The sequence below is a fragment of the Pontibacter locisalis genome (assembly GCF_042684605.1).
GTDB classification, from domain to species: Bacteria; Bacteroidota; Bacteroidia; order Cytophagales; family Hymenobacteraceae; genus Pontibacter; species Pontibacter locisalis.
In genome coordinates, this window is sequence record NZ_JBHULU010000002.1 from 216,101 (window position 1) to 236,621 (window position 20,521).

Genomic DNA, 20,521 nt, shown 5'->3' on the forward strand with positions numbered 1-20,521 from the left:
AACCACATTTGCTATGCAGAAACAAAATACAGAAAAGGAAAGGGCTATTCCATTTTGGAATACTGCTTCTTTATAAATTTTATGAAATTCTTGTAAAGCAAGTCATTTTCTGTGCCTTTGCGCTGTATAAAATGGAACGTGCGTCCTACTTTTAATCCCTGGATAGGAACTTCAAGTAATTCGCCGGAGGCAAGCTCCTTTAAAACGGCGGGCCTGGGCAGGAAAGAGAGGCAGGTATCAGCCCTGACAAAGTTTTTGAGCGCTTCGGTGCCTCCTAGTCTGATCTTTACCGGCAGGTCAGTTAAACTGATCTGTTTTCGCTTTAAGGCCTCTTCGAGTACCGCCAATGTGCCCGAGCCATACTCCCGTAAAGCCAGCGGAATGCTGTAAAGGTCCTTCGGGTCGAGTTTTTCCCTGCGCAGCGGACTCTGCGAAGAACAAACAGCAATAACTTCGTCGGTTAAGAAAGGGGTGTAAGTTACATTGCTTACCTTGTTAATACCTTCAATAATACCCAAGTCAATTTCGTGTTCGAGTAACGCTTTCTGTATGTTCTCGCTGTTGCGGTTTATAAGGGTTATCTGAACATTAGCGTTTTGCTGAAGATACACAGAAAGCACGGGCGGCAGAATGTACAGGGAAATTGTGGTGCTGGAGCCAATTGCCATCCTTACCTGTGGAGAAAAGTCGGTGCTCAGGGATTTAAAATCCTCGTAAAGTTCGTGCTGTAGTTGTCGTGCCACCTGTAGTTTCTGGTAAAGCACTTTTCCGGCAGGGGTAAGACTCACACTGTTTCCATGGCGCTCGAAAAGCCCCACCTTATAGTATTCTTCAAGCGCCTTTATATGCTTGCTAATCGCAGACTGGCTGATAAACAGGCTTTGGCTGGCTTTGGTAAAGCTTAGCAATCTGGCAACTTCCAGAAAAATTACGTGACGGTGAGACAACATTTCTGATTACCCGGTGGTGTATGCAGCTGTTAATTTAGTAAAAAGAGCCATCTTTTCTTAAATAACCTCCATACCCCACCATCGTACCTATTTATAGACACTTGCAAGGGTTGCAGGTATGATAGGCTGATAAATTATAAACGAACAAAAGATATGGCAGATAATAAAGATAAACAAAACCAGAGCGGGAAAAAGCCTGATCGTGATGCGAATGCTACTCCAATGCCAGATGAATATTCAAACACCGCCAACCATAAAGGTGCTGTAGATCTAGGCACAGACGGAACAAAGGCAACCGCTAGTCAGCAGCAGGGGCAGGGCTCCTGGAGTAAAAAGAGCGACAAGAACCGTGAAGGTAGCGATAAAGAAAATTCGGGCGGAGGTCAGGGTGGTAAGAACCAGACAGGTAAGTAAGCTTATCCAGATCTAAGCTGATATACAAGAGCCTCTTAACCTAGCTTGTTAAGAGGCTCTTGTATTATGTACAGTACCGGAACTATCAGGTAGTTTATTTATTAAAGTGATAAAGAAAAGTAACGATTCCGGTGAAAGCTGGTTTTTTGTTGTCTTTTATCTCCATTGTTACTTCTATTTGGGCTTTTGTAATGCCCCGAAGATCCTTTAGAGAAAGCACTTTAGCTTTTAATCGTACCGCTCCGTTCACGATAACAGGTTGGTTGAACCTTAGCTCTTCGATGCCATAGTTTACCTGCATTTTCAGGTTCTCTATAGTTACAATTTGTGCCCATAGGTAAGGAAGCAACGAAACAGTTAAATAACCATGTGCGATGGTGTTACCAAAGGGAGATTCGTTCTTTGCCCGCTCCTGGTCCAGGTGAATCCACTGGTAGTCTAGTGTAGCATCTGCGAATTTGTTTATCTGCTCCTGGGTGATGGTATGATAGTCAGAAATGCCTAACTCTTTTCCTTCGTATTCAGCAAATTCTTCAAAGGTGTTAATGGTCAGTTTACTCATGTATGTTAGGTTTGTGTCGTGTCAAAGTATTATTAATCGCTATAGTAACAGGTAAGGCGATTAGTTTGCCGATTCCGCATTCCTCTGCCTTAACGATCGCCAGTGTTCCTTGGTTATTTCAAAACGAAGCTCACCATTTTCCTCCAGCCCTTTATACTCCCAGCCCGCCTTCAGGTAAAATATTTCTGCTCTTGTACCCGGGTCAGTTGATAGGTAGAGCCAGTCTGCTCCGTTTTCAAAACTCCAGTCCAGCATCAATTGGTGTAGTGTAGCTCCAACACCCTTATGCTCGTGATCAGGATGTACAAACAGGGCCCAGATATTTTTACTGGCTAAGTCTACAATAGCAAACCCTAACGTATCCCCTTCTTCCTCACACATCCAGCCGCACCCTCCGCTATTCAGTATGTTCAGGTAATGCTCCTCTGTAACTGCACCTGTGTTTACAAGCACATTTTCTTTCACAGCCAACCGGACCTCCATCATAGCGTCCCAGTCTGCAGGTGTTGCTTTTCTGAAATTCATGAACAATTTATAAAAGATACAAGACCAACTATTGAATCTATATGAAACAGGTTACAACAGAAGGGTACAAAATAAGGAAGAAAAATACGAAAACTAATCCGTATTCACCCTGTGGGCAGCATGAAATGAATGACTTTTGCTTATTTAACCAGTTTCACTTTTAACTTGTGGATCTGTGGAAGGTGATGATCGAAATGATCCTGTAGAAAGGAAAGCGTTTGAGAGACGTTAAGAGGACCAACATAGGGATGCTTAAAGAGGCACTTGTCCATCAGACTTTCCGGTATGTCAGTTAGAACATCTTCCAGCTTAAACCTTACCTCATCCCATTGATGCCGCAGCTTAGAAAAGGAAGAAGATTCCGGAACATTGGCAACAACATCAGGGGCTTTGAACTTTTTGCCGGACTTCAAAGCAACTTTAAGTAAGGCAGATTTAAAGGAGTTTTTAAAAGTAGAAGGCACCAGTGTTGCCTGGTTGGTTATTCTATACTGTATAGAACTTGCTGTCGCGCTATCAACATGTATCAAATGGCAAATGATTTGGTTGATAGACCATTTTCCATCGGCAGCAGGCATATTTAACAGCTCATCATCAAAGCCTTCTAACTCATCAAGCAGGCGGTTACGGGATTTTTCCAGGCGCAAATACTTTAATTCAAGTCTTGGTTCCATAAGCTGAAGATGGGTGTGGGCTGCTGTTTTCATCGGAAAATTGTTTGTAACAACAGCTCAATCTACATAAAATTTTAATTAATGCAATATATGATATATAAATATTTGTTGTAAGTGTTTGGCTGATAGTCTTCTCTGTGAGTATTTATTTTTTGCTATAATTAGATTTGTTCAAACACATATTTCGATATACATAATTTGTGACTTACTTTGCAATCTGATACTCTTTTAACATGTATAATAACGACCCGATTGGCGCTGCAGTATTAGATTACTTAGCCGGAGAAGAAAATGCTGAAATAACAGTAGAAAGTAACCTGGCAGAGGATGATTATATACCGGTTCATTACCTGTTCCGGAATTTTGAGGAAATGCCTGAAATGGAGCAATATGCTTTGAAAGCCTGTAAGGGCAAAGTGCTTGATGTTGGTGCGGGAGCAGGTTGCCATGCCCTGGTATTGCAGGAGTCAGGTTTTGAGGTAACTGCCCTGGATGTCTCGGCAGGAGCTGTTGAGGCGATGCAAAAACAAGGGGTACAGCAGGTAGTACATAAAAGCTTATTTGATATGCAGGGCCAGTACGATACACTGCTGATGCTGATGAACGGAGTGGGTATAGCAGGTGATCTTCAGGGGCTTGACCTCTTATTAGAGCATGCCCGAAACCTGCTGAAAGCTGGTGGGCAGATATTGCTGGAGTCATCTGATATCCTGTATATGTTCGAGGAAGAGGACGGGTCAGTAGTGTTGGACCTGAATGCCGGCTACTATGGCGAAGTGAAGTATAACATGAAGTACAAAGACCAGGAGAGTGGCTGGTTTAACTGGCTTTTCATAGATCCGGCTATCCTGGAAGATTATGCTGCGAAGCATAGTCTTTCCTTTGAGGTAATGTATGAAGGCGATGCCGGAAATTATCTGGCAAAGCTGACGAAAGAAAAAAGCTAAGGCTGCACATTTGAGTTGGAATTTGTAGCTTTAGTACCTTACTATCCATAAAATATGTCAACAACTGCTTATCCTTTTGTTCCTTACTATGCCGATCAATACCCTGAGGAGGAGATGATCGAAAGAGCGCAGGCGTTCAATACTTTTATGGACAGGCGCCGTTCTGTGCGGGAGTTCTCAGAAAAACCTGTGCCACAAGAAGTGATAGAGCAGTTAGTCATGGCAGCTTCAACGGCTCCCTCAGGCGCTCACAAACAACCCTGGACCTTTTGCATCATATCTAATCCGGAGTTAAAGAGACAGATAAGAGAGGCAGCTGAAAAGGAAGAGTACGACAGCTATAACGGACGTATGACACCTGAATGGCTTGAAGACTTGGCACCGCTTGGTACAGATTGGGAGAAGCCTTTTCTGGAGACAGCTCCCTGGCTCATCGTGGTGTTTAAAAAAGCATTTGAATATAAGTCTGACGGCAGCAAGCGAAACAACTACTATGTGGCAGAGTCTGTAGGTATTGCCTGTGGCTTTTTGATTTCAGCCATTCATCATGCAGGCTTAGTGACTTTAACGCACACGCCAAGCCCCATGAATTTTCTGACGAAGCTGCTTAAGCGGCCGGATAATGAGCGCCCGTTCCTTCTTTTACCGGTAGGCTATGCTGCTGACAAGGTACAGGTGCCGGATCTAAAGCGAAAGCCTCTAAGCGATGTCTCTGCCTGGTATAAATAAGAGCTAAAGTATCAGTAGCCGTAATTGTGCCGTAAGGAAGATATAAATGCTGCACGCATTTAAGCACATTTATACTTTCTGCTGCTCATGAACTACGGATTTAAATATAGCTGGAAATTAACAAAGCGTACTTTTAAAGAGTTTGCTGATGACAGGCCACTGGATTATGCTGCTATCATCGGCTTTTATACTATTTTTTCTCTTCCAGCAGTTCTCATCATCTTAATCCGTATTGCCGGGGCAGCCTTCGGTGAAGAAGCTGTTCAGGGGGAGCTGGTGCACCAGATCGGGGGCATAATCGGGCGCAGCAGTGCCGAACAAATTCAAAGTATAATTGAAAACGCGAGTCAGTCCTCAGCTTCTACCATAGGTACTGTTGTAGGAGTGGCCACCATGATCTTTACAGCCACCACTGTGTTTGTAGCGCTTCAGGATTCACTAAATGCGATGTGGGAAGTAAAAGCAAAGCCTGAGAGAGGATGGCTAAAGCTTGTGATTGACCGTGTAATGTCGCTTGCGTTGGTAGTAAGCCTGGGTTTTCTCCTGCTTGTCTCCTTATCAGTCGATATTGTGCTAGGGGTGATTTACGATTACCTGCGTGAGCAGCTTACTGGTATTGCAGTTTATCTGGTAACTATAGGTAACATACTTGTTTCCATCCTCATCAGCATCTGTATTTTTGCCGCTATTTTTAAGGTGCTGCCCGATGCAAAAATAAGATGGTTCAACGTTTGGGTCGGTGCAACTGTAACGGCCATTCTTTTTGTGCTAGGCAAGTATGTGTTAACTATTTACTTTCAGCACGACCCCTTGGCAGATACCTATGGTGCAGCGGGATCTCTGGTACTTATCCTGGTGTGGGTGTATTATACGTCCATCATTTTTCTGTTAGGTGCTGAATTTACGCAGGTTCTTTCCCGTGAGCACGACAAAGGCATACAGCCGGAAGAGCATGCGGTGAAGGTAAAAGTGAAGGAGATTGAAGAGGAGGATCAGTCCGGGAGAAGTAAATAAAGTATGGAGCGGGCGCTTCCGGTTCTTTTAAATACTTGCAGCTGTTGTGTTGCGGATTCTGTGCTTTTTAAACTTTACGCAGGCAAAAACAAAAAAGGCGGAACCGTTAAGTTCCGCCTTCAGATTCATTTTGCTTAATGCTTATGCTTCTTTATACATAACCTTCTTCACCGCCTCAATTGTACGCTCTACATTTGGCAGAGAAGCATCAATCAAGGTTGGGGCATACGGAAGAGGTACATCGCGGCAGGTAACACGTTTAACCGGAGCATCCATATAATCAAAGGCATTGCTCTGGATATGGTAAGCAAGTTCTGCAGAGATGGATGCCAGTGGCCAAGCCTCCTCCACAACAACCATGCGGTTCGTCTTTTTAACAGACTCCACCAGTGTTTTGTAGTCAATAGGGCGAACAGTACGCAGGTCAATTACTTCAGCGTTGATACCATCTTTGGCTAACTCTTCAGCAGCAGCTAAGGCAACTTTCATCATTTTTCCAAAGGAAACGATCGTTACATCAGAGCCTTCACGCTTCACATCGGCAACACCAATCGGAATAATATACTCTTCTTCCGGAACCTCACCTTTATCGCCATACATCTGCTCTGACTCCATAAATATAACTGGATCATTGTCACGGATGGAAGCCTTAAGAAGGCCCTTCGCATCATAGGGATTAGAAGGAACTACCACTTTAAGACCAGGGGTGTTTGCATACCAGTTTTCGAAGTTCTGAGAGTGCTGCGAAGAAAGCATACCGGCACTACCAGTTGGTCCGCGGAAAACGATTGGGCAGGAGTACTGACCACCAGACATTGACATCATCTTAGCAGCTGAATTGATCACCTGGTCAATTGCTACTAAGGAGAAGTTAAAGGTCATGAACTCAATAATCGGACGCAGGCCATTCATGGATGCACCAACCCCGATTCCGGCAAAGCCGAGTTCTGCAATAGGTGTATCAATGATACGCTCAGGACCAAACTCATCCAGCATTCCCTGGCTCACTTTATAAGCCCCGTTATATTCAGCAACTTCTTCGCCCATCAAAAATACGCTCCTGTCGCGGCGCATTTCCTCTGACATTGCTTCGCGCAGGGCCTCTCTAAACTGTATACTTCGCATATAAGATGTTTAATTCTCTGTTCAGAAAGTAAAATTAAGAGAAGTCTTCCAATTTACAATGTACTTCTTGTTTTTATGGTCTTGCTAAGGCGTCGCAGTTCTTTCTACTGATTTTATTTCACAACCAAGAGGTAATGTGGCCAAAAATGGTGCAAAGTGGGGGAGGGAACAGAGAAGATGGAACAGATTAATTTTAACCGTTGTTTAGCCGTTTGTCTTCTTTAAACGTAAAAAGGAAAACTGAATCAACCAACTCTGGGTCGTAGTTATACTTTCAAACAACTCTAACCGTTTGCAAAGAAGTATAATTTCAGATAATTTTAAGTTTAAAACCCTTTATACAAATGAAACGGCTACAGTACTTTATTGAATCGCAAGCCTTTGGTGTTTGTACAATGCTGGGTGAGAAACTTGGCTTTGCTACCAGCAGCATTCGCCTAACTTTTATATATGTTTCTTTTCTTACTATGGGTTCACCAGTGCTGATCTACCTGATGATGGCGTTCTGGATGAACGTGAGTAAGCATTTGCGCCGTGAACGCAGCACAGTGTGGGACCTATAACTCCTTAACTGTTCGTTTCTGCCTTACAAAATACTCCCACACAATACTTCCCTTATACACGCCGGAAAGCTGTGGAAAGCGTCCTTTAGGTAATTGTTTCTTTCGCTGGCTCTTCCAATAGTGTCGGTGGCTAAGGAGATCAGCATGTGCATCTAAAACAGCTCTGGCGTCTTTCTCCTGTCCTGCCATTACCATTCTCAAAGCTGCCACCCAGTCTAATATTACTCTTAGGATAAGAGTTGGGATCAATTCTCTGGCAGGAAGGTTTTTGTAGAGCAGCGCAAAACCGTTTCTGAAGTTCAAAAAGGTTTTACGGGGATTGGATTTATGAAGCGTACCTCCTCCGACATGAAAAACCTGACTGTGACCGTTGTACATGACTTTATAACCGGCATTTTTGGCACGCCAGCAAAAATCAATTTCTTCCATGTGAGCAAAAAAGGCAGGTTCTAAACCACCAAGCCTATGAAATACATCTGCCCTTACAAACATACAGGCGCCGGTAGCCCAGAATATCTCCTGCACATTATCATACTGCCCTTTGTCTTCCTCTACAGTTTCGAAGAGGCGGCCACGGCAAAAAGGGTATCCAAGGGTATCGATCATCCCTCCACCGGCACCGGCATACTCAAACAGGCCAGGGTGCTGCTGCGCTAAAACCTTTGGCTGGCAAACGGCAATCTGCTCATCAGACTCCATTAGTTGCAGCAAGGGTTCAGTCCACCCTGGAGGTACTGAAACGTCAGAGTTGAGGAGAACATAGTATTTGGCCTCTACCTGTTGCAGTGCTCTGTTGTAGCCCTCGCAAAAACCAAAGTTCTCCGGGAGAAGTATTGTGCGAACCTGCGGGAAGTGTTCCTGAAGAAAAGCAATGGATCCATCGGTAGAAGCATTGTCGGCTACGATAATCTCGCAGTTTCCGCTATGCGCCACTACCGATGGCAGAAATTCTTGTAGGTGCCGGAGTCCGTTCCAGTTTAGGATTACTACGGCCGTGTGAGCCGGATTATAAACCAAAGTTTCCGAAGTCTAAACCGGGTATGTTTGGAAGTAAGCCTTCGGTACTTTTTTTCATCTCCTCCTGCGCTCTTTCACCTGCCGTTAACATAGCATTGTTCACAGCAGCTACGACGAGGTCGTTAACCATGTCCTGATCATTTGCATTTAAAATAGAGTCATCTATTTCGATCTTGATCAGCTTACGCTGGCCGTTAACGGTAGCCTTTACCAAGCCTGCACCTGATTCGGCGGTGACTGTGATATCTTTTAATTTTTCTTGAGCTTCTTTCAGCTTGGCCTGGACTTCTTTCATCTTGCCCATCATGCCGAACATATCAAACATAGTTTTCTTTTTAAGTTGTAGGAATAGCGCAAAGGCTGTTAAATGTGCTTGCTCACAAATATACGAGCATTAAATTAACGATGCTTACTGTAAAGCAATTGCTGGTTTAGAATACAAACGGATAGTAATTATAAAGAGATAAACCAGAGGAATAAATTTTGTTAATTAAGTTTAGCGAATTAAAGTAACGGTACCGGTTCTTCGCTTTGTAGCGCCAAAGCTTGTTTTTACTGTTATTTCATAGGCATATGCTCCTACTGGGAGCTTTTCTCCCTTATAGGTACCATCCCATCCGGCTCCCGCATCTGTAGACTGATAAACAACATTTCCAAGGCTGTTGTAAATCCTGATGGAGAAGTTGCTGAATAGCTTCCCCTTAACCTCAAACGTATCATTCAGGCCATCTGAATTTGGGGTGAAGGCACTTGGAACATGTAGCTGTACTTCCTGTTCCAGCTCTACCGTGTTTGAGTATGTCTCTTCACTTCCCGAGTTTGAGGTGGCCCTTATGCGGTAACGCAACAGCTGAAGCTCCTCGCTCAGGTTTCGATCTGTATAACTCGTGCCACTTACCTGGTAGCTTTGAACAACGTTTCCATTGTCATCCAACAGTTCAACGACATAATGTTTGACTCCATTCGGAAAACCAGCATAGCCACTCCAATCCAATTTCACTGCTCCATCTTCCAGCTTCTCTGCCTTAAGAATAATAGGGCAGGAGACATTGCTGAAGGCAGATGTGTTATTGCAAGGATCTGTGTAAGTAGTCCTGTAGCAAACAGGTTTGAGCTCCGGATTAGCATCTTTATAAGTAGGCTGCTGAACTGTAGCTAAAGGTTTATAAGGTGTTCCATCTATACTTTTCTCCAGCTCAATTCTTTGCGCCTGTTTCCCTTGCAGAAGACTTACAGATAATATTATCTGGTTATCTGAATCAAAAGAAGTTAGCAGATAAGGTGCCGTTGGCTTGATACTTGACGTGATCTGAACACGCTGCGTTACTGATGTTGAAATGCCACCATTTTCTGCTATACCTTTTATGGTGTAGATTGGCATTTCTCCGCAACTGAGGCCGGAATCAATGTAACCAGACATTAAGCCAGGTAGCGTTTGAAGCAGAGCACCGTCCTTATACAATTCGAAAGATTTATATATGTTGGATGGTGTGCTCCAATTCAATATTGCTTCTTCGTTACCCGATGTGGCTGCTAATTTTATACTGCTGAGGAAATTGGAAAAAACAGGGATGTTACTGTTGCACGCATCCTTGGGCCTAACACGATACAATTTGCCTGTTTCTGTATTAATGCTTTTGAGACTATAGGTAAGTGCCGCCTGGGATATATTTTCTATTGTAGCTACTGGTTGATAGCCGGACCTGACATCTCCTTCTTCAATAACATAACCGAACCCTGGTTGTAGTTGCTGAAGCGCCAACTGTATTTCACCGCTGGCTGCCTGTTGTAAAACTGTAAGGCTCTGGATTCGAGGTGTTGGGGGAGAAGGAAGTAGTGTTGTTTGCTTTTGGCTGACATTATTACAGGAAATACCAGAATACTGTCCCATTACAGTGATTGTGAAAGTCCCGCCGTTGTTGTATTTATATTGATATTCTGAACTTGGTTGTAGTGTTGCAGGAAGGCTCCCATCACCAAAGTCCACAATATATTTGTCATAATTAGTGTCAGAAATTTCTACTGAGACAGTGTTTCCTGTACAAGGTGTTACTGTAAATTCTGGATTTGGAGAAGCTTTTACTTCAAAGACTCTGGAAACGGTGTCAGTTAATGTCGTTCCGCCGTAGTTTCCGATGTGCAGAACCCTATACCGTCCGGGGGTTCTAAAGATGTGTTTCTTTTCTGTTGTAAGATTGGTTGGTATAGCTGTACCGGATTTATAGTCGAATACATAATATTCCTGTTCATCGGGTACAGTGTTTCCGCAATCCTGAAAGGTTATTTCCTGATCTACGCAAAAAGTACTTATTTCCTGACCATTCGAACTGTATGCCTTAAAACATGGTGTACCACCCTGAGCGAAGACAGAACAGGTGATTAGCGTAAAAAATATGTTAAGCAGAACTTTTAGCACCTAATTCTGAATTAACCAATCAGTTTTATTTATAAAGTACAGGAGTAATAATTATTGTGCAGTAAATAAACTAAGGCCTTACTAGAATTTTTTCATTTACTAAAGGGTGTAAGTTCTTAGGAAATCAATACTCTTTATTATATCAAAATGAAGTACCCTGTCTGTGGATACGAATGGAACCACATTTCGGTAGGAAGCTACAAGGTTTTCCAGTGCAGGAGACGTTAGCTTTGGTCTTCTGAATTCAATTGCCTGTGCAGCATTCATTAACTCAATTGCCAAAATCCGCTCCAGGTTGTGTACCACCTGGTACAGCTTAGTCGCGGCGTTCGCCCCCATGCTTACGTGGTCTTCCTGGTTGTGGGAAGATGGTATAGAATCGACAGAGGCAGGCGTACAAAGCTGCTTATTCTGGCTTACAATGGAAGCGGCTGTATATTGGCTAATCATAAAGCCTGAATTTAAGCCGGGCTCAGCAACCAGGAAGTCTGGTAATCCCCGCTGGCCTGATATAAGTTGATAGGTACGGCGCTCAGAGATACTTCCTAATTCTGCCAGGGAAATAGCCAGGAAGTCAAGTGCAAGAGCCAATGGTTGACCATGAAAGTTACCGCCAGAGATGATTTCATCTTCTTCAGGGAAAATATTAGGATTATCTGTAACGGCATTGATTTCCGTCAGGAATACCTGTTCTGCATAGGCGAGGGTATCTTTAGAGGCGCCATGCACCTGCGGCATGCACCTGAAAGAATAAGGATCCTGCACATGCTGTTTTTCCTGTTCTATTAACTGACTTCCCTGAAGCAGCTGTCGTACGTTTTCAGCTGTCTGCAGCTGCCCCTTATGCGGACGGATCCGGTGAATCAGTTCATTAAACGGCTCTACTCTGCCATCAAAAGCATCAAGTGAAAGTGCACCGATTGCGTCTGCCATTTTTGACAGATGTCTGGCTTTTAGCAGCACGTACGTTCCATAGGCAGCCATAAACTGGGTACCATTCAGGAGGGCAAGTCCTTCTTTGGCTTTAAGGGCGATTGGTTCCCAGCCAAACATTTCCAGCACATGCTTACTTTCCAGTTTATATTCCTGAAAACGCACTTCACCCATCCCTAACAATGGTAAGCACAAGTGGGCCAATGGAGCTAAATCACCGCTGGCACCAAGTGAGCCCTGCTGGTATACCACCGGGTAAATATCCCTGTTGTAGAAGTCTATGAGTCGCTTTACTGTTTGCAACTGTACGCCGCTGTGCCCATAGGAGAGAGACTGTATCTTAAGAAGCAGCATGAGCTTTACCACCTCGGCTGGTACTTCTTCTCCTGTGCCACAGGCATGCGACATCATCAGGTTGGCCTGAAGCTGCTCAAGGTCAGAAGGGGATATTTTCCTGTTATACAAGGAACCAAACCCGGTATTAATGCCATATATGCTCCGATCTGAGTCCTTAGCTTTTTGTTGGAGATATTCAAAGCAGCGTGTAATACGCTGCTCCGCAGCTTCTGACAGCGCTAAAGTACATTTGTCTCGTACAATCCCTTCAATTGTTTCCAGGCTCAGATAATCGCTGGATATGTAGTGCACATGGCTCATAATGCTTGTTCTAAGACTTTAGCTGGGCAATTATTTCATCGATAAAAAGCTCGTCCTGCTCACCTGTCTGCATGTCGCGTAGCTTTAATTTTCCGGACTCCATTTCCTCAGAACCGACCAACATCACGAACGGAATGTTTTTCTGATCCGCATAACTCATTTGTTTTTTCAGCTTTGCTGACTCAGGATAAAGCTCAGAGGCAATGCCAGCGTCGCGTAGTTTTTGAAGTAGTGGAAGGGAATATGTCTCAGACTGTTTGTCAAACTGCACGATCAATACTTTTGTGCCTACCTGAGTGCTGGTTGGGAAAAGGTCCAGCTCCTCCAACACATCGTATATGCGATCAACTCCGAAAGAGAAGCCAACGCCGGAAACCCCCGGTAGCCCGAACATACCCGTAAGGTTATCATAACGGCCACCCCCACTGATGCTTCCCATATTAGCATTGTTTACTTTTACCTCAAAGATGCAGCCAGTGTAGTAGGAGAGGCCTCTTGCCAGAGTAACATCCAGCATCAGCCTGGGCTGTCCAGAAGGATTTTCGGTTTGTAAAGCGAAGCTGCCAAGCTCACTCAGGTATTGCCATACTTCCTTAAGGTCTTTAAGCCCTCGTTGCCCTTCGGCTGTATCACCCAGAATAGACTGCAACTGCTCCAGTATTTGCTCGTTTGTACCTTCTAAACTGTAAAGCGGCTCCAGCTTATCTACAGCCGATTCAGCAATACCTCGTTCAAGCAACTCTTTGCGTACACCTTCCTGCCCGATCTTGTCCAGCTTATCGATGGCTACGCAAATGTCTCCCTCACGTCCTTTTTCACCTATAGCCTCAGCTATTCCTGCTAATACACCTCTATGGTTGATTTTGATGGTAAAGTCAGTAAGTCCAAGTGTAGTCAGTACTTCATCTATCATCTGCACAATCTCTGCCTCACAAAGCAGGGAGTTCGTACCTACTACATCCGCATCGCACTGATAGAATTCACGGTAACGCCCTTTTTGCGGACGATCTGCTCGCCACACAGGTTGAATCTGGTAACGCTTGAAAGGAAATGTGATTTCATTACGGTTCATCACCACAAAGCGGGCGAAAGGTACCGTTAGGTCATATCGTAGTGCTTTTTCCGAGATCTTACGGGTCAGGTGCTTTGACCCCTGCTCAATATCTTCTGATTTGGTTTTAGCGAGGTAATCTCCTGAGTTCAGGATCTTGAAGATAAGCTGGTCTCCCTCGTCGCCGTATTTGCCGGTTAATACTGACAGCTGCTCCATGGCTGGTGTCTCTAAAGGCAGGTAGCCAAACTTCTCGAAGGTTTGTTTGATGGTACTGAAAATATAATTGCGTTTGACCACGACAGCCGGGCCAAAATCACGTGTTCCTTTTGGTATAGATGGTTTCTCTTTGCTCATGCTTATGCCAGTTTACCGGCGAAGTTACTAAAAGATGAGGAAAGGAGGGAGAGTAGAGGTGAATCTTAATAGTTGTTTTGTCAGATATAATCGTTCTAAACATAATAAGCTATCAATACCTTTACACAAAAAGATTTGCTACTGATTAAATATAATCTACCTTTTTTATTACTGCATGAAGGAGGGAATAAAATCAGAAGCAATTAACGGATTTTAGAATTGCATGGCTTTTGTAACTACAGCTAATTTTATAATAATACCACATGACGTAGAATACTCTAAAAAATTAATCATATCAGGGGCATTAGGGCTGGATAAAGAATCCAGAGAATAGGAGAACTAAAGATTATTGTTCTTGAATATATTTTCACCTTTTGTTACAAATTTTCTATTTGAAATACTAGGGAAAATGGTAATTTCGTGCGGAATTCAGGTACCTGCATTAAGGCAAATTATTTAAACCAGTATGCAACCCTTTTATTTTGTGAAGGGTCTTATTTGAAATTGAGTAGAGGGCTGTATTAAAGATATTTGTAAAAAGCAATATAATGAACATTAGCGCCACCAAACTAAAGGAAACAAACTACGTTAGTAATCCATTTTATTTAAAACTACTAACATTCTTAGTGGATAAAAGATTCTTCTCATTCGAAGTATCTGATCGTAAATATATATTATTTACACTGGACTTATCTTTAGTATTGCTGGCTGCATTCATTTATTGCCTTGGCATTGAACCAGGGCTAGGTGTGAAGCAGATGATAGAGCAGTACTACTCATGTTTTATCTCTATTGCTTTACTTTGGAGTGTTTTCTCCTATGTTTTTGACCTCTATAACCTGGAGAACATCAACAACTTTTACTCTACAGTAAAATATCTGTTTATAGCGGCTACACTTACGGTTATAAGCTACCTATTTATACCTTGGTTTACTCCACCATTGCCGTCCCGGTTACTTATTTTTCTATTTTACTTTAATCTTTTAATCTCTCTAACGATCTGGAGATACGCATACTCCCGCTTGTTAAACAGGCCTTTGTTCCTGAAGCGTGTGTTGATTGTTGGGTCTGGTTGGTCCAGTAATGCGCTTATTGATGTCTTTGCAAATGGAGATATCTTCAATTATCATCTTGGATATAAAATTGTAGCAGTAATAGATGAGGGCAATGTGCAGTCAATGTACAAAGGTGTCCGGATTACTAATGGGACATCCAATATTTCAAAACTTGCAAAGCGCCTCAAAATTGATGAGATCATTGTTGATGAATCAGGAAATAAGGAGAACAGTGCAGTATCTATAAGAGAGTTGACTAACTGCCGTAAAAAAGGTATGGCGGTGACCTCACTTACTGATTTTTATGAGAATTTAACAGGGCGTGTATTAGTACATAATACTGCCAGGGACTTTAGTCTGGCTTTCCCATACAACAGAAACCAGTTCAGAACAGCATACTTGTTTTTTTCCAGATCATTGGATATGCTTTTTGGTATAGTAGGGGTGGCCGTTTGCAGTTTTTTTGTGCCTTTTGTATACATAGCTAACCATTTAGGTAGTAAAGGACCTCTTTTCTACAGCCAGGAGCGGGTTGGCTTGTATGGTAGGACCTTTAAAATTACAAAGTTCCGCTCCATGGTAGTGGATGCAGAGAAGAATGGTGCTGCCTGGGCGCAGAAGAATGATAACAGAATTACTAAAGTTGGTAAGCTTTTACGCAGATCCAGAATAGACGAACTACCTCAGGCATGGAGCGTGTTAAAGGGAGATATGAGTCTTATAGGACCAAGACCTGAGCGTCCTGTATTTGTTGAGCAGCTAAAGCAGGAGATACCTTTTTATGATACGCGCCACTTGGCAAAACCTGGCATTACAGGATGGGCGCAGGCGATCTACAAGTACGGTTCAAACGCTGAAGATGCTTTAATGAAAGTGCAGTATGATCTCTACTACCTGAAAAACAGATCGGTCTTTATGGACATTAAAGTGTTACTCAAAACTATAAGCGTCGTAGTAAGATTTAAAGGAATGTAAATGAAAAGGGCCGCTGATCAGCGGCCCTTTTCATTTATCCATTATGTATTTATTATCAGTTGAAGTTTGATATTAAGCTTCACTCTACTTTTGCTCCTAGTAGGCAAAAAGCTCTTATGAGTTAGCTCCGCTAGTACAAACCCGTTAATCAATAAAAAGGAAATTGAAGATAGTACCTAATATGAAATTGATTCGGTAACTGTACCTGACTTTTTCCTAAATGAGTTTGTTAGTAGAAGTAGGCTTGAAAATAAACTTAAGAATACTACACCTTTATTTATTTGCAAAATAGCTTCAGTAAAGCTAACAGTACCAACCAGAACTATAAAGTAAATAAGTACCATGTTTTTGCCCCTAACCCCATACCAGAACATAATCACAAAAATTAAAAACAAGTTAAGTATTCCTGGTACTCCTAGCATTGCTCCTGTTTGCAAATACTGGTTATGGGCGTTATATCCTATGGCACTAGTATAATTGTGCTTTATGTAATAGCTATCCAAGGCGCTTTGTGCATCACCAGTGCCAACTCCAGCTACAGGGTTTTTAGCCAAAGTATAGGTTGCTGCACTCCAGTACTGTAACCTGGCGAACATACCTGTTCCTGGAAGCTTGTTATGCTCATTGTTTGCTGTAAATAATATTATGTCACTCGTGAACCTATGACGAATTACGGGTACAGTGGAAGCAATGAAACCTAAAGTCAGGAGAAATAGAAATGCTGCTGTGGCTAGCTTTAGCTTTGAGGCTTTCCTGTGGAAAAAGACAATAGGTATTGTTATTGTACTTATAATGAAAACAATAAGTATAATGCGAGAAGAGAGAAGAAACAAAAAAACGACAAAGAAAGCAAGCAATAGTAAGACACATGTTTTACTTGCGGCAAATGACAACTGTACTCTTTTTTTTTGTATCAGCCCTAGTATTAAGTATAAAGAAATAAAAGCGACATACATGGCAAAGTATGTAGGGTGTATTTTAAGTGGCAGTGTAAGCTCTGTATAGGTGATATAGTCCCAAATATGAGATGTACCACCATTTTGTTTTCTGAACGCTTGTGTAGCTTCAAAACCACCATATACAGACTGTTGTGTTGGAATATTATTCCAAAACCTGAATAGTGCGTGGGCAAGGCAGTAAATGGCAGCCAAAAAACATCCAGCAGTAAAATACTGCGCTACTTTCTTGTAGGCTATTTCTTTGCTGAAAATAGTACTACCCAGCACCAGAGGGAATAGGAGTAATGGTAACTTTTTTTCAACGTCAAAAAGTCCGGCTTTCAGGTCAGTAGTATAACTCAGCCCAAGAATATGTAAGGCATAAAATGCAATAACAATAAGTGCCCATTTATTCTGCTTTAAGTTATTCCATTTAGCGCTCCAGTTCCCTTCCAGCAACCAAATGATTACCAGCAAAATAATGAGGATGTTATTAAGAGCTAATGACAACGCAAGTGTAGCAGCAATAAGGCAGAGCAGCCACGTATAAGAATCAGCAGAAATGACATTCTTCAGATATCTCATCCTTTAAATTGCATTAGAACTTTTTTATTGATCTCGTCTCTTTCCGGATCAGAAAACCAACCCCATTTGTTAAAATAGATGCAATTGCCATGTATGGCGTACCAAAGCAGTTTTAAACTCTTATGAGAACCTTTTGCGAAGTGGTGGTAGATGGTAGCCTCCGGATAGAAAACAGTTCTGGACTGTAGGTGAATTCTTCTGGAAAGGTCCAGATCCTCGGAATACATAAATATTCTGTCATCAAAAAGACCTGTTTTTTCTAGTACGCTATTCCGAAGGAACATAAAGCATCCTGAAATATAAGGTACCTCCATTTGTTTTTTATAGCCGGTGAAACGTAGTTCAAACTGCTCGTTATTTTTTTTAAGTTTTTGCTTATTCCATTTAATAAACCGACGTAAGATTAAGTCGTTTGGTGTAGGAAGCAATTTGCAGAGGTATTGTATACTACCATCTGGATATAGTACTTTAGGGATAACTAAACCTACGTCAGTATTCTGACTCATGAAAGAATACAACTTTTCTAACGTGCCTGCTGCGAAGTACACATCTGGATTCAGAACCAAATGGTATTCAGACTCCTGTAATGCAGCTCTCATCGCTACGTTGTGAGCTGCACCAAAACCTATATTAGCATCATTGAAGATATAGGTTACCCGTTCTTCTTCAATTAGGTCTTTTAGCTTATCAGTTGGAGAATTGTCTATAAGGTAAAGATGTACTTGTAAGCTCGTGTTTAAGAAGCTCTGTATCGCCTGTAGCAACACCTTCCGGTCATTATTGTAAGTTACAATGGAGGCTGTGATTTTAAGCTTCACTTATGAGATTCTGATATAGTTGTAAATAATTAGAGGCCATTTCTTTAGCTGTATAATCAGATTGATACTTTGCTAAAATGTTTTTGCTGTAAGTACTTCTGTTTACAATCAGTTCCTCCATTGCATGCTGCATGGAGTCAAGGTTTTCGAGTTGATAAAAGCTAACCTCGTCTTCGCAGAAAGCCTCTTTGAATACAGGTAAATCTGAAGCAAGTATGGGTACGCCATATGCAGCAGCTTCGATCATTGCTAAAGGAAACCCTTCTGAACGTGAGGTCATCATGTAAATGTCAAATAGGCTGTTATAACGTTGCCCATCTTTTCTGTATCCAAGAAAAAGGCATCTGTCCGAGACGCCTGACTTTTCAGCTAATGCCATCAGATCCCCTTTAGCGGGACCATCACCAATAATTAGCAGTTTTAAATTTGACATCCTTTGGAGCAATTTAACAGTTTGATCTACTCCCTTTCTCCTGGTAAGCTGCGCAGAAACGCCAAGTAGTATTGAGCTGCCTTTAAAATCTTTGATGGCTCTTAAGTCTTCCGTGGGAAGGTTTTCTTCTTTACTTATATCGATGTCTCTCCCGTTATAAACATATGCAATGCTGCGGTTACTGTAGAGTACCTTATAATAATCCTGCATATGTGAAGATAGGGCTACTAGTTTGTCATGCTTTGATAATAAGTGGTTCCATACTTTGGTGAAAACAACAGATATAAGCTTATTGTGAGTATTGCTTAGATCTTGCTCTACATAGTTGTGTATTGTGCTTACTAATTTTCCTTTGGCTCTTTTTCGATTCAGAAATAAATATGCATCAGGGCGAAGCATGTGGGAGTGAAGTATGTCATACTTCGAAAAGTCAATCTTATCAAGAAAATTAATATTAACAACGGGGCAATCAAAAGTAGTTTCTACGATCGTATCAAAATAATACACAGTAATATCCGCTTGCTCCTTGAGAAGAGAAACTAAATCCTTTACAACAAGAACAGGACCGCTGTTAGCAAGGGATGGAAGAAAATATGCGATTCTCAAGTTGTTCTGAATTTCGTTTATATGCCAATAATACACCTACCAGGAAAAAGAAATGATATTCTGATAAGTTGAATAAAAACATGCCAAATAACAAGTAAACCCAAATTAGCATACCAAGCTGGTTTTTATGTAGTTTTCGCCATAATAGGTAAAAAATGATACTAAAAAACAGTACACCAACTAAACCCAGTTCAGCCAATATGTATATGTATAGGTTGTGTGGGAAGGGATTTTGTTCACCACCCTCAAAAAAGCTGAAAAAATATTGTTCATAGCCACTCAGGCCTTGCCCTGTTAAAGGTGCAGCAAGCCACATATTAATCCCCATGCGCTGTAGACCGATACGACCTTGCATACTCAAATCTTTGTTTAAGCTCAAGCGGTCAGCAAACATTTGGCTAAGATCCAGTGCGTATACAATAGCCACTGTGAACAAAATTGTTGAAGCCAATACAATAAGCACGGATGGTTTGATCAGCTTAAAGCCCAAGTAGCTAAAGAGTATAAATGTATTGATCAGGATGCCACTTCTAGACAGCGAAATAATTGTCAGGAACCAGAGCAGGAAAAGATATTTTTTATGAAGGAACCTATAAGAGATGACCATTAAAAGTGAAATCGTGAACGCCACCATGTTTTTATCGGCATATAGGTAGCTAACTTTCAGGGATCCATACAGCACCCATACATTTACTGTATCCTTTGTACTGAAGTAGTATAAAGAGTACACCGTATCTAGAACAATAGTAACCACTGCCAGATAAAAGAAAAATTTGATAATCTTCAGCTGAAGTTTCTCATCAAGCCTCCTAAAGAAGGTATATCCCAAAACGCCGACTGCGAATGATTTTAACCAGCGAGCGTAGTATTTTAAAAAAATAATTTTATCAGGAACCTTAAATAAACCAATAACTCCATATAACATAAAAAGGAGTACAATGCTTAGTAGAAATATGTTTGAGGTTTTAGCTTTGGCAGTGTAGGAGTAGGTTAGGGCAATAACTATACCTATAACTATAGAAATATCGGTGATAGCGATACCAAACAGTTTTGGGTTTTTAATGAAAAGCGCGCCAAAACACAGCAGCACCAGCATGAAATAATTGCTGTTTAACTTAAATGCTTCCCTCTTAGTATCAACTAACGAATCCATACACTCTCTTGTGTTATATTAGCA

Annotated in this window: 20 protein-coding genes; 6 read left to right on the top strand and 14 right to left on the bottom strand. The window is 41.9% G+C overall.

From position 1 onward, the window contains the following. Positions 1-44 precede the first annotated feature (44 nt). Positions 45-950: a LysR family transcriptional regulator gene (locus ACFSRY_RS02070; protein ID WP_377502944.1), complete on the bottom strand. Its 906-nt coding sequence runs from the start codon at positions 948-950 to the stop codon at positions 45-47. Positions 951-1,103: 153 nt separating this feature from the next. On the opposite strand from ACFSRY_RS02070, the gene ACFSRY_RS02075 reads away from it, so the two are divergent. Beyond that, positions 1,104-1,364, top strand: coding sequence for a hypothetical protein (locus ACFSRY_RS02075; RefSeq protein ID WP_377502946.1), 261 nt, complete (start codon positions 1,104-1,106; stop codon positions 1,362-1,364). 94 nt (positions 1,365-1,458) lie between these two features. Here ACFSRY_RS02075 and ACFSRY_RS02080 read toward each other — a convergent pair whose 3' ends face one another. From ACFSRY_RS02080 to ACFSRY_RS02090, 3 genes are all read right to left on the bottom strand, one after another. Beyond that, complete coding sequence (locus tag ACFSRY_RS02080) at positions 1,459-1,926, bottom strand: MaoC family dehydratase (protein WP_377502949.1); 468 nt, start codon at positions 1,924-1,926, stop codon at positions 1,459-1,461. A gap of 60 nt (positions 1,927-1,986) precedes the next feature. After that, on the bottom strand, positions 1,987-2,451 hold the full coding sequence (locus ACFSRY_RS02085; RefSeq protein WP_377502951.1) for a GNAT family N-acetyltransferase: 465 nt from the start codon (positions 2,449-2,451) through the stop codon (positions 1,987-1,989). Positions 2,452-2,591: 140 nt separating this feature from the next. Continuing rightward, positions 2,592-3,125 (bottom strand): DinB family protein, encoded by a 534-nt coding sequence (locus ACFSRY_RS02090; RefSeq protein WP_377502953.1) that lies wholly within the window; start codon positions 3,123-3,125, stop codon positions 2,592-2,594. Between the two features lie 233 nt (positions 3,126-3,358). Between ACFSRY_RS02090 and ACFSRY_RS02095 the strand changes: the two genes are divergently transcribed. The 3 genes from ACFSRY_RS02095 (at position 3,359) to ACFSRY_RS02105 (ending at position 5,815) form a co-directional block, all read left to right on the top strand. Then, positions 3,359-4,072: a class I SAM-dependent methyltransferase gene (locus tag ACFSRY_RS02095; protein WP_377502955.1), complete on the top strand. Its 714-nt coding sequence runs from the start codon at positions 3,359-3,361 to the stop codon at positions 4,070-4,072. A gap of 54 nt (positions 4,073-4,126) precedes the next feature. Next, entirely contained in the window at positions 4,127-4,801 is a 675-nt protein-coding gene (locus tag ACFSRY_RS02100) for a nitroreductase family protein (RefSeq protein ID WP_377502957.1), read from the top strand. A gap of 87 nt (positions 4,802-4,888) precedes the next feature. Next, positions 4,889-5,815 (top strand): YihY/virulence factor BrkB family protein, encoded by a 927-nt coding sequence (locus ACFSRY_RS02105; RefSeq protein WP_377502959.1) that lies wholly within the window; start codon positions 4,889-4,891, stop codon positions 5,813-5,815. Positions 5,816-5,956: 141 nt separating this feature from the next. Here ACFSRY_RS02105 and ACFSRY_RS02110 read toward each other — a convergent pair whose 3' ends face one another. Beyond that, on the bottom strand, positions 5,957-6,940 hold the full coding sequence (locus tag ACFSRY_RS02110; RefSeq protein ID WP_377502961.1) for a pyruvate dehydrogenase complex E1 component subunit beta: 984 nt from the start codon (positions 6,938-6,940) through the stop codon (positions 5,957-5,959). A 344-nt stretch (positions 6,941-7,284) separates the two neighbouring features. On the opposite strand from ACFSRY_RS02110, the gene ACFSRY_RS02115 reads away from it, so the two are divergent. Further along, the gene (locus ACFSRY_RS02115) at positions 7,285-7,503 is read left to right on the top strand and encodes a PspC domain-containing protein (protein ID WP_377502963.1); all 219 of its coding nucleotides are present in this window, start codon (positions 7,285-7,287) and stop codon (positions 7,501-7,503) included. On the opposite strand, the gene ACFSRY_RS02120 is transcribed toward ACFSRY_RS02115, so the two are convergent. From ACFSRY_RS02120 to hisS, 5 genes are all read right to left on the bottom strand, one after another. Then, positions 7,498-8,520, bottom strand: coding sequence for a glycosyltransferase family 2 protein (locus ACFSRY_RS02120; protein WP_377502965.1), 1,023 nt, complete (start codon positions 8,518-8,520; stop codon positions 7,498-7,500). The two genes, ACFSRY_RS02115 and ACFSRY_RS02120, sit on opposite strands and share 6 nt — an antisense overlap. Continuing rightward, positions 8,510-8,845, bottom strand: a complete 336-nt coding sequence (locus ACFSRY_RS02125) for a YbaB/EbfC family nucleoid-associated protein (RefSeq protein WP_377502967.1) — start codon at positions 8,843-8,845, stop codon at positions 8,510-8,512. The genes ACFSRY_RS02120 and ACFSRY_RS02125 overlap by 11 nt, the downstream gene beginning before the upstream one ends. Positions 8,846-9,016: 171 nt before the next feature. Next, positions 9,017-10,936, bottom strand: coding sequence for a T9SS type B sorting domain-containing protein (locus ACFSRY_RS02130; protein ID WP_377502969.1), 1,920 nt, complete (start codon positions 10,934-10,936; stop codon positions 9,017-9,019). Between the two features lie 99 nt (positions 10,937-11,035). Beyond that, on the bottom strand, positions 11,036-12,526 hold the full coding sequence (gene hutH / locus ACFSRY_RS02135; RefSeq protein WP_377502971.1) for a histidine ammonia-lyase: 1,491 nt from the start codon (positions 12,524-12,526) through the stop codon (positions 11,036-11,038). Positions 12,527-12,536: 10 nt separating this feature from the next. Next, positions 12,537-13,934: a histidine--tRNA ligase gene (hisS, locus tag ACFSRY_RS02140; RefSeq protein ID WP_377502973.1), complete on the bottom strand. Its 1,398-nt coding sequence runs from the start codon at positions 13,932-13,934 to the stop codon at positions 12,537-12,539. 548 nt (positions 13,935-14,482) lie between these two features. On the opposite strand from hisS, the gene ACFSRY_RS02145 reads away from it, so the two are divergent. Then, positions 14,483-15,964 (top strand): sugar transferase, encoded by a 1,482-nt coding sequence (locus ACFSRY_RS02145; protein ID WP_377502975.1) that lies wholly within the window; start codon positions 14,483-14,485, stop codon positions 15,962-15,964. Positions 15,965-16,140: 176 nt separating this feature from the next. Here ACFSRY_RS02145 and ACFSRY_RS02150 read toward each other — a convergent pair whose 3' ends face one another. From ACFSRY_RS02150 to ACFSRY_RS02165, 4 genes are read right to left on the bottom strand one after another with little or no spacing between them, the layout of a single operon-like run. Then, positions 16,141-17,487, bottom strand: coding sequence for an O-antigen ligase family protein (locus ACFSRY_RS02150; protein ID WP_377502977.1), 1,347 nt, complete (start codon positions 17,485-17,487; stop codon positions 16,141-16,143). Continuing rightward, positions 17,484-18,305: a glycosyltransferase family 2 protein gene (locus tag ACFSRY_RS02155; protein ID WP_377502979.1), complete on the bottom strand. Its 822-nt coding sequence runs from the start codon at positions 18,303-18,305 to the stop codon at positions 17,484-17,486. The genes ACFSRY_RS02150 and ACFSRY_RS02155 overlap by 4 nt, the downstream gene beginning before the upstream one ends. Further along, positions 18,295-19,344, bottom strand: a complete 1,050-nt coding sequence (locus tag ACFSRY_RS02160; protein ID WP_377502981.1) for a glycosyltransferase family 4 protein — start codon at positions 19,342-19,344, stop codon at positions 18,295-18,297. Before ACFSRY_RS02160 ends, ACFSRY_RS02155 begins: the two co-directional genes overlap by 11 nt. Then, a complete protein-coding gene (locus ACFSRY_RS02165; protein WP_377502983.1) occupies positions 19,310-20,497 on the bottom strand; it encodes an O-antigen ligase family protein in 1,188 nt (395 codons plus the stop codon). The genes ACFSRY_RS02160 and ACFSRY_RS02165 overlap by 35 nt, the downstream gene beginning before the upstream one ends. Positions 20,498-20,521: the final 24 nt, after the last annotated feature.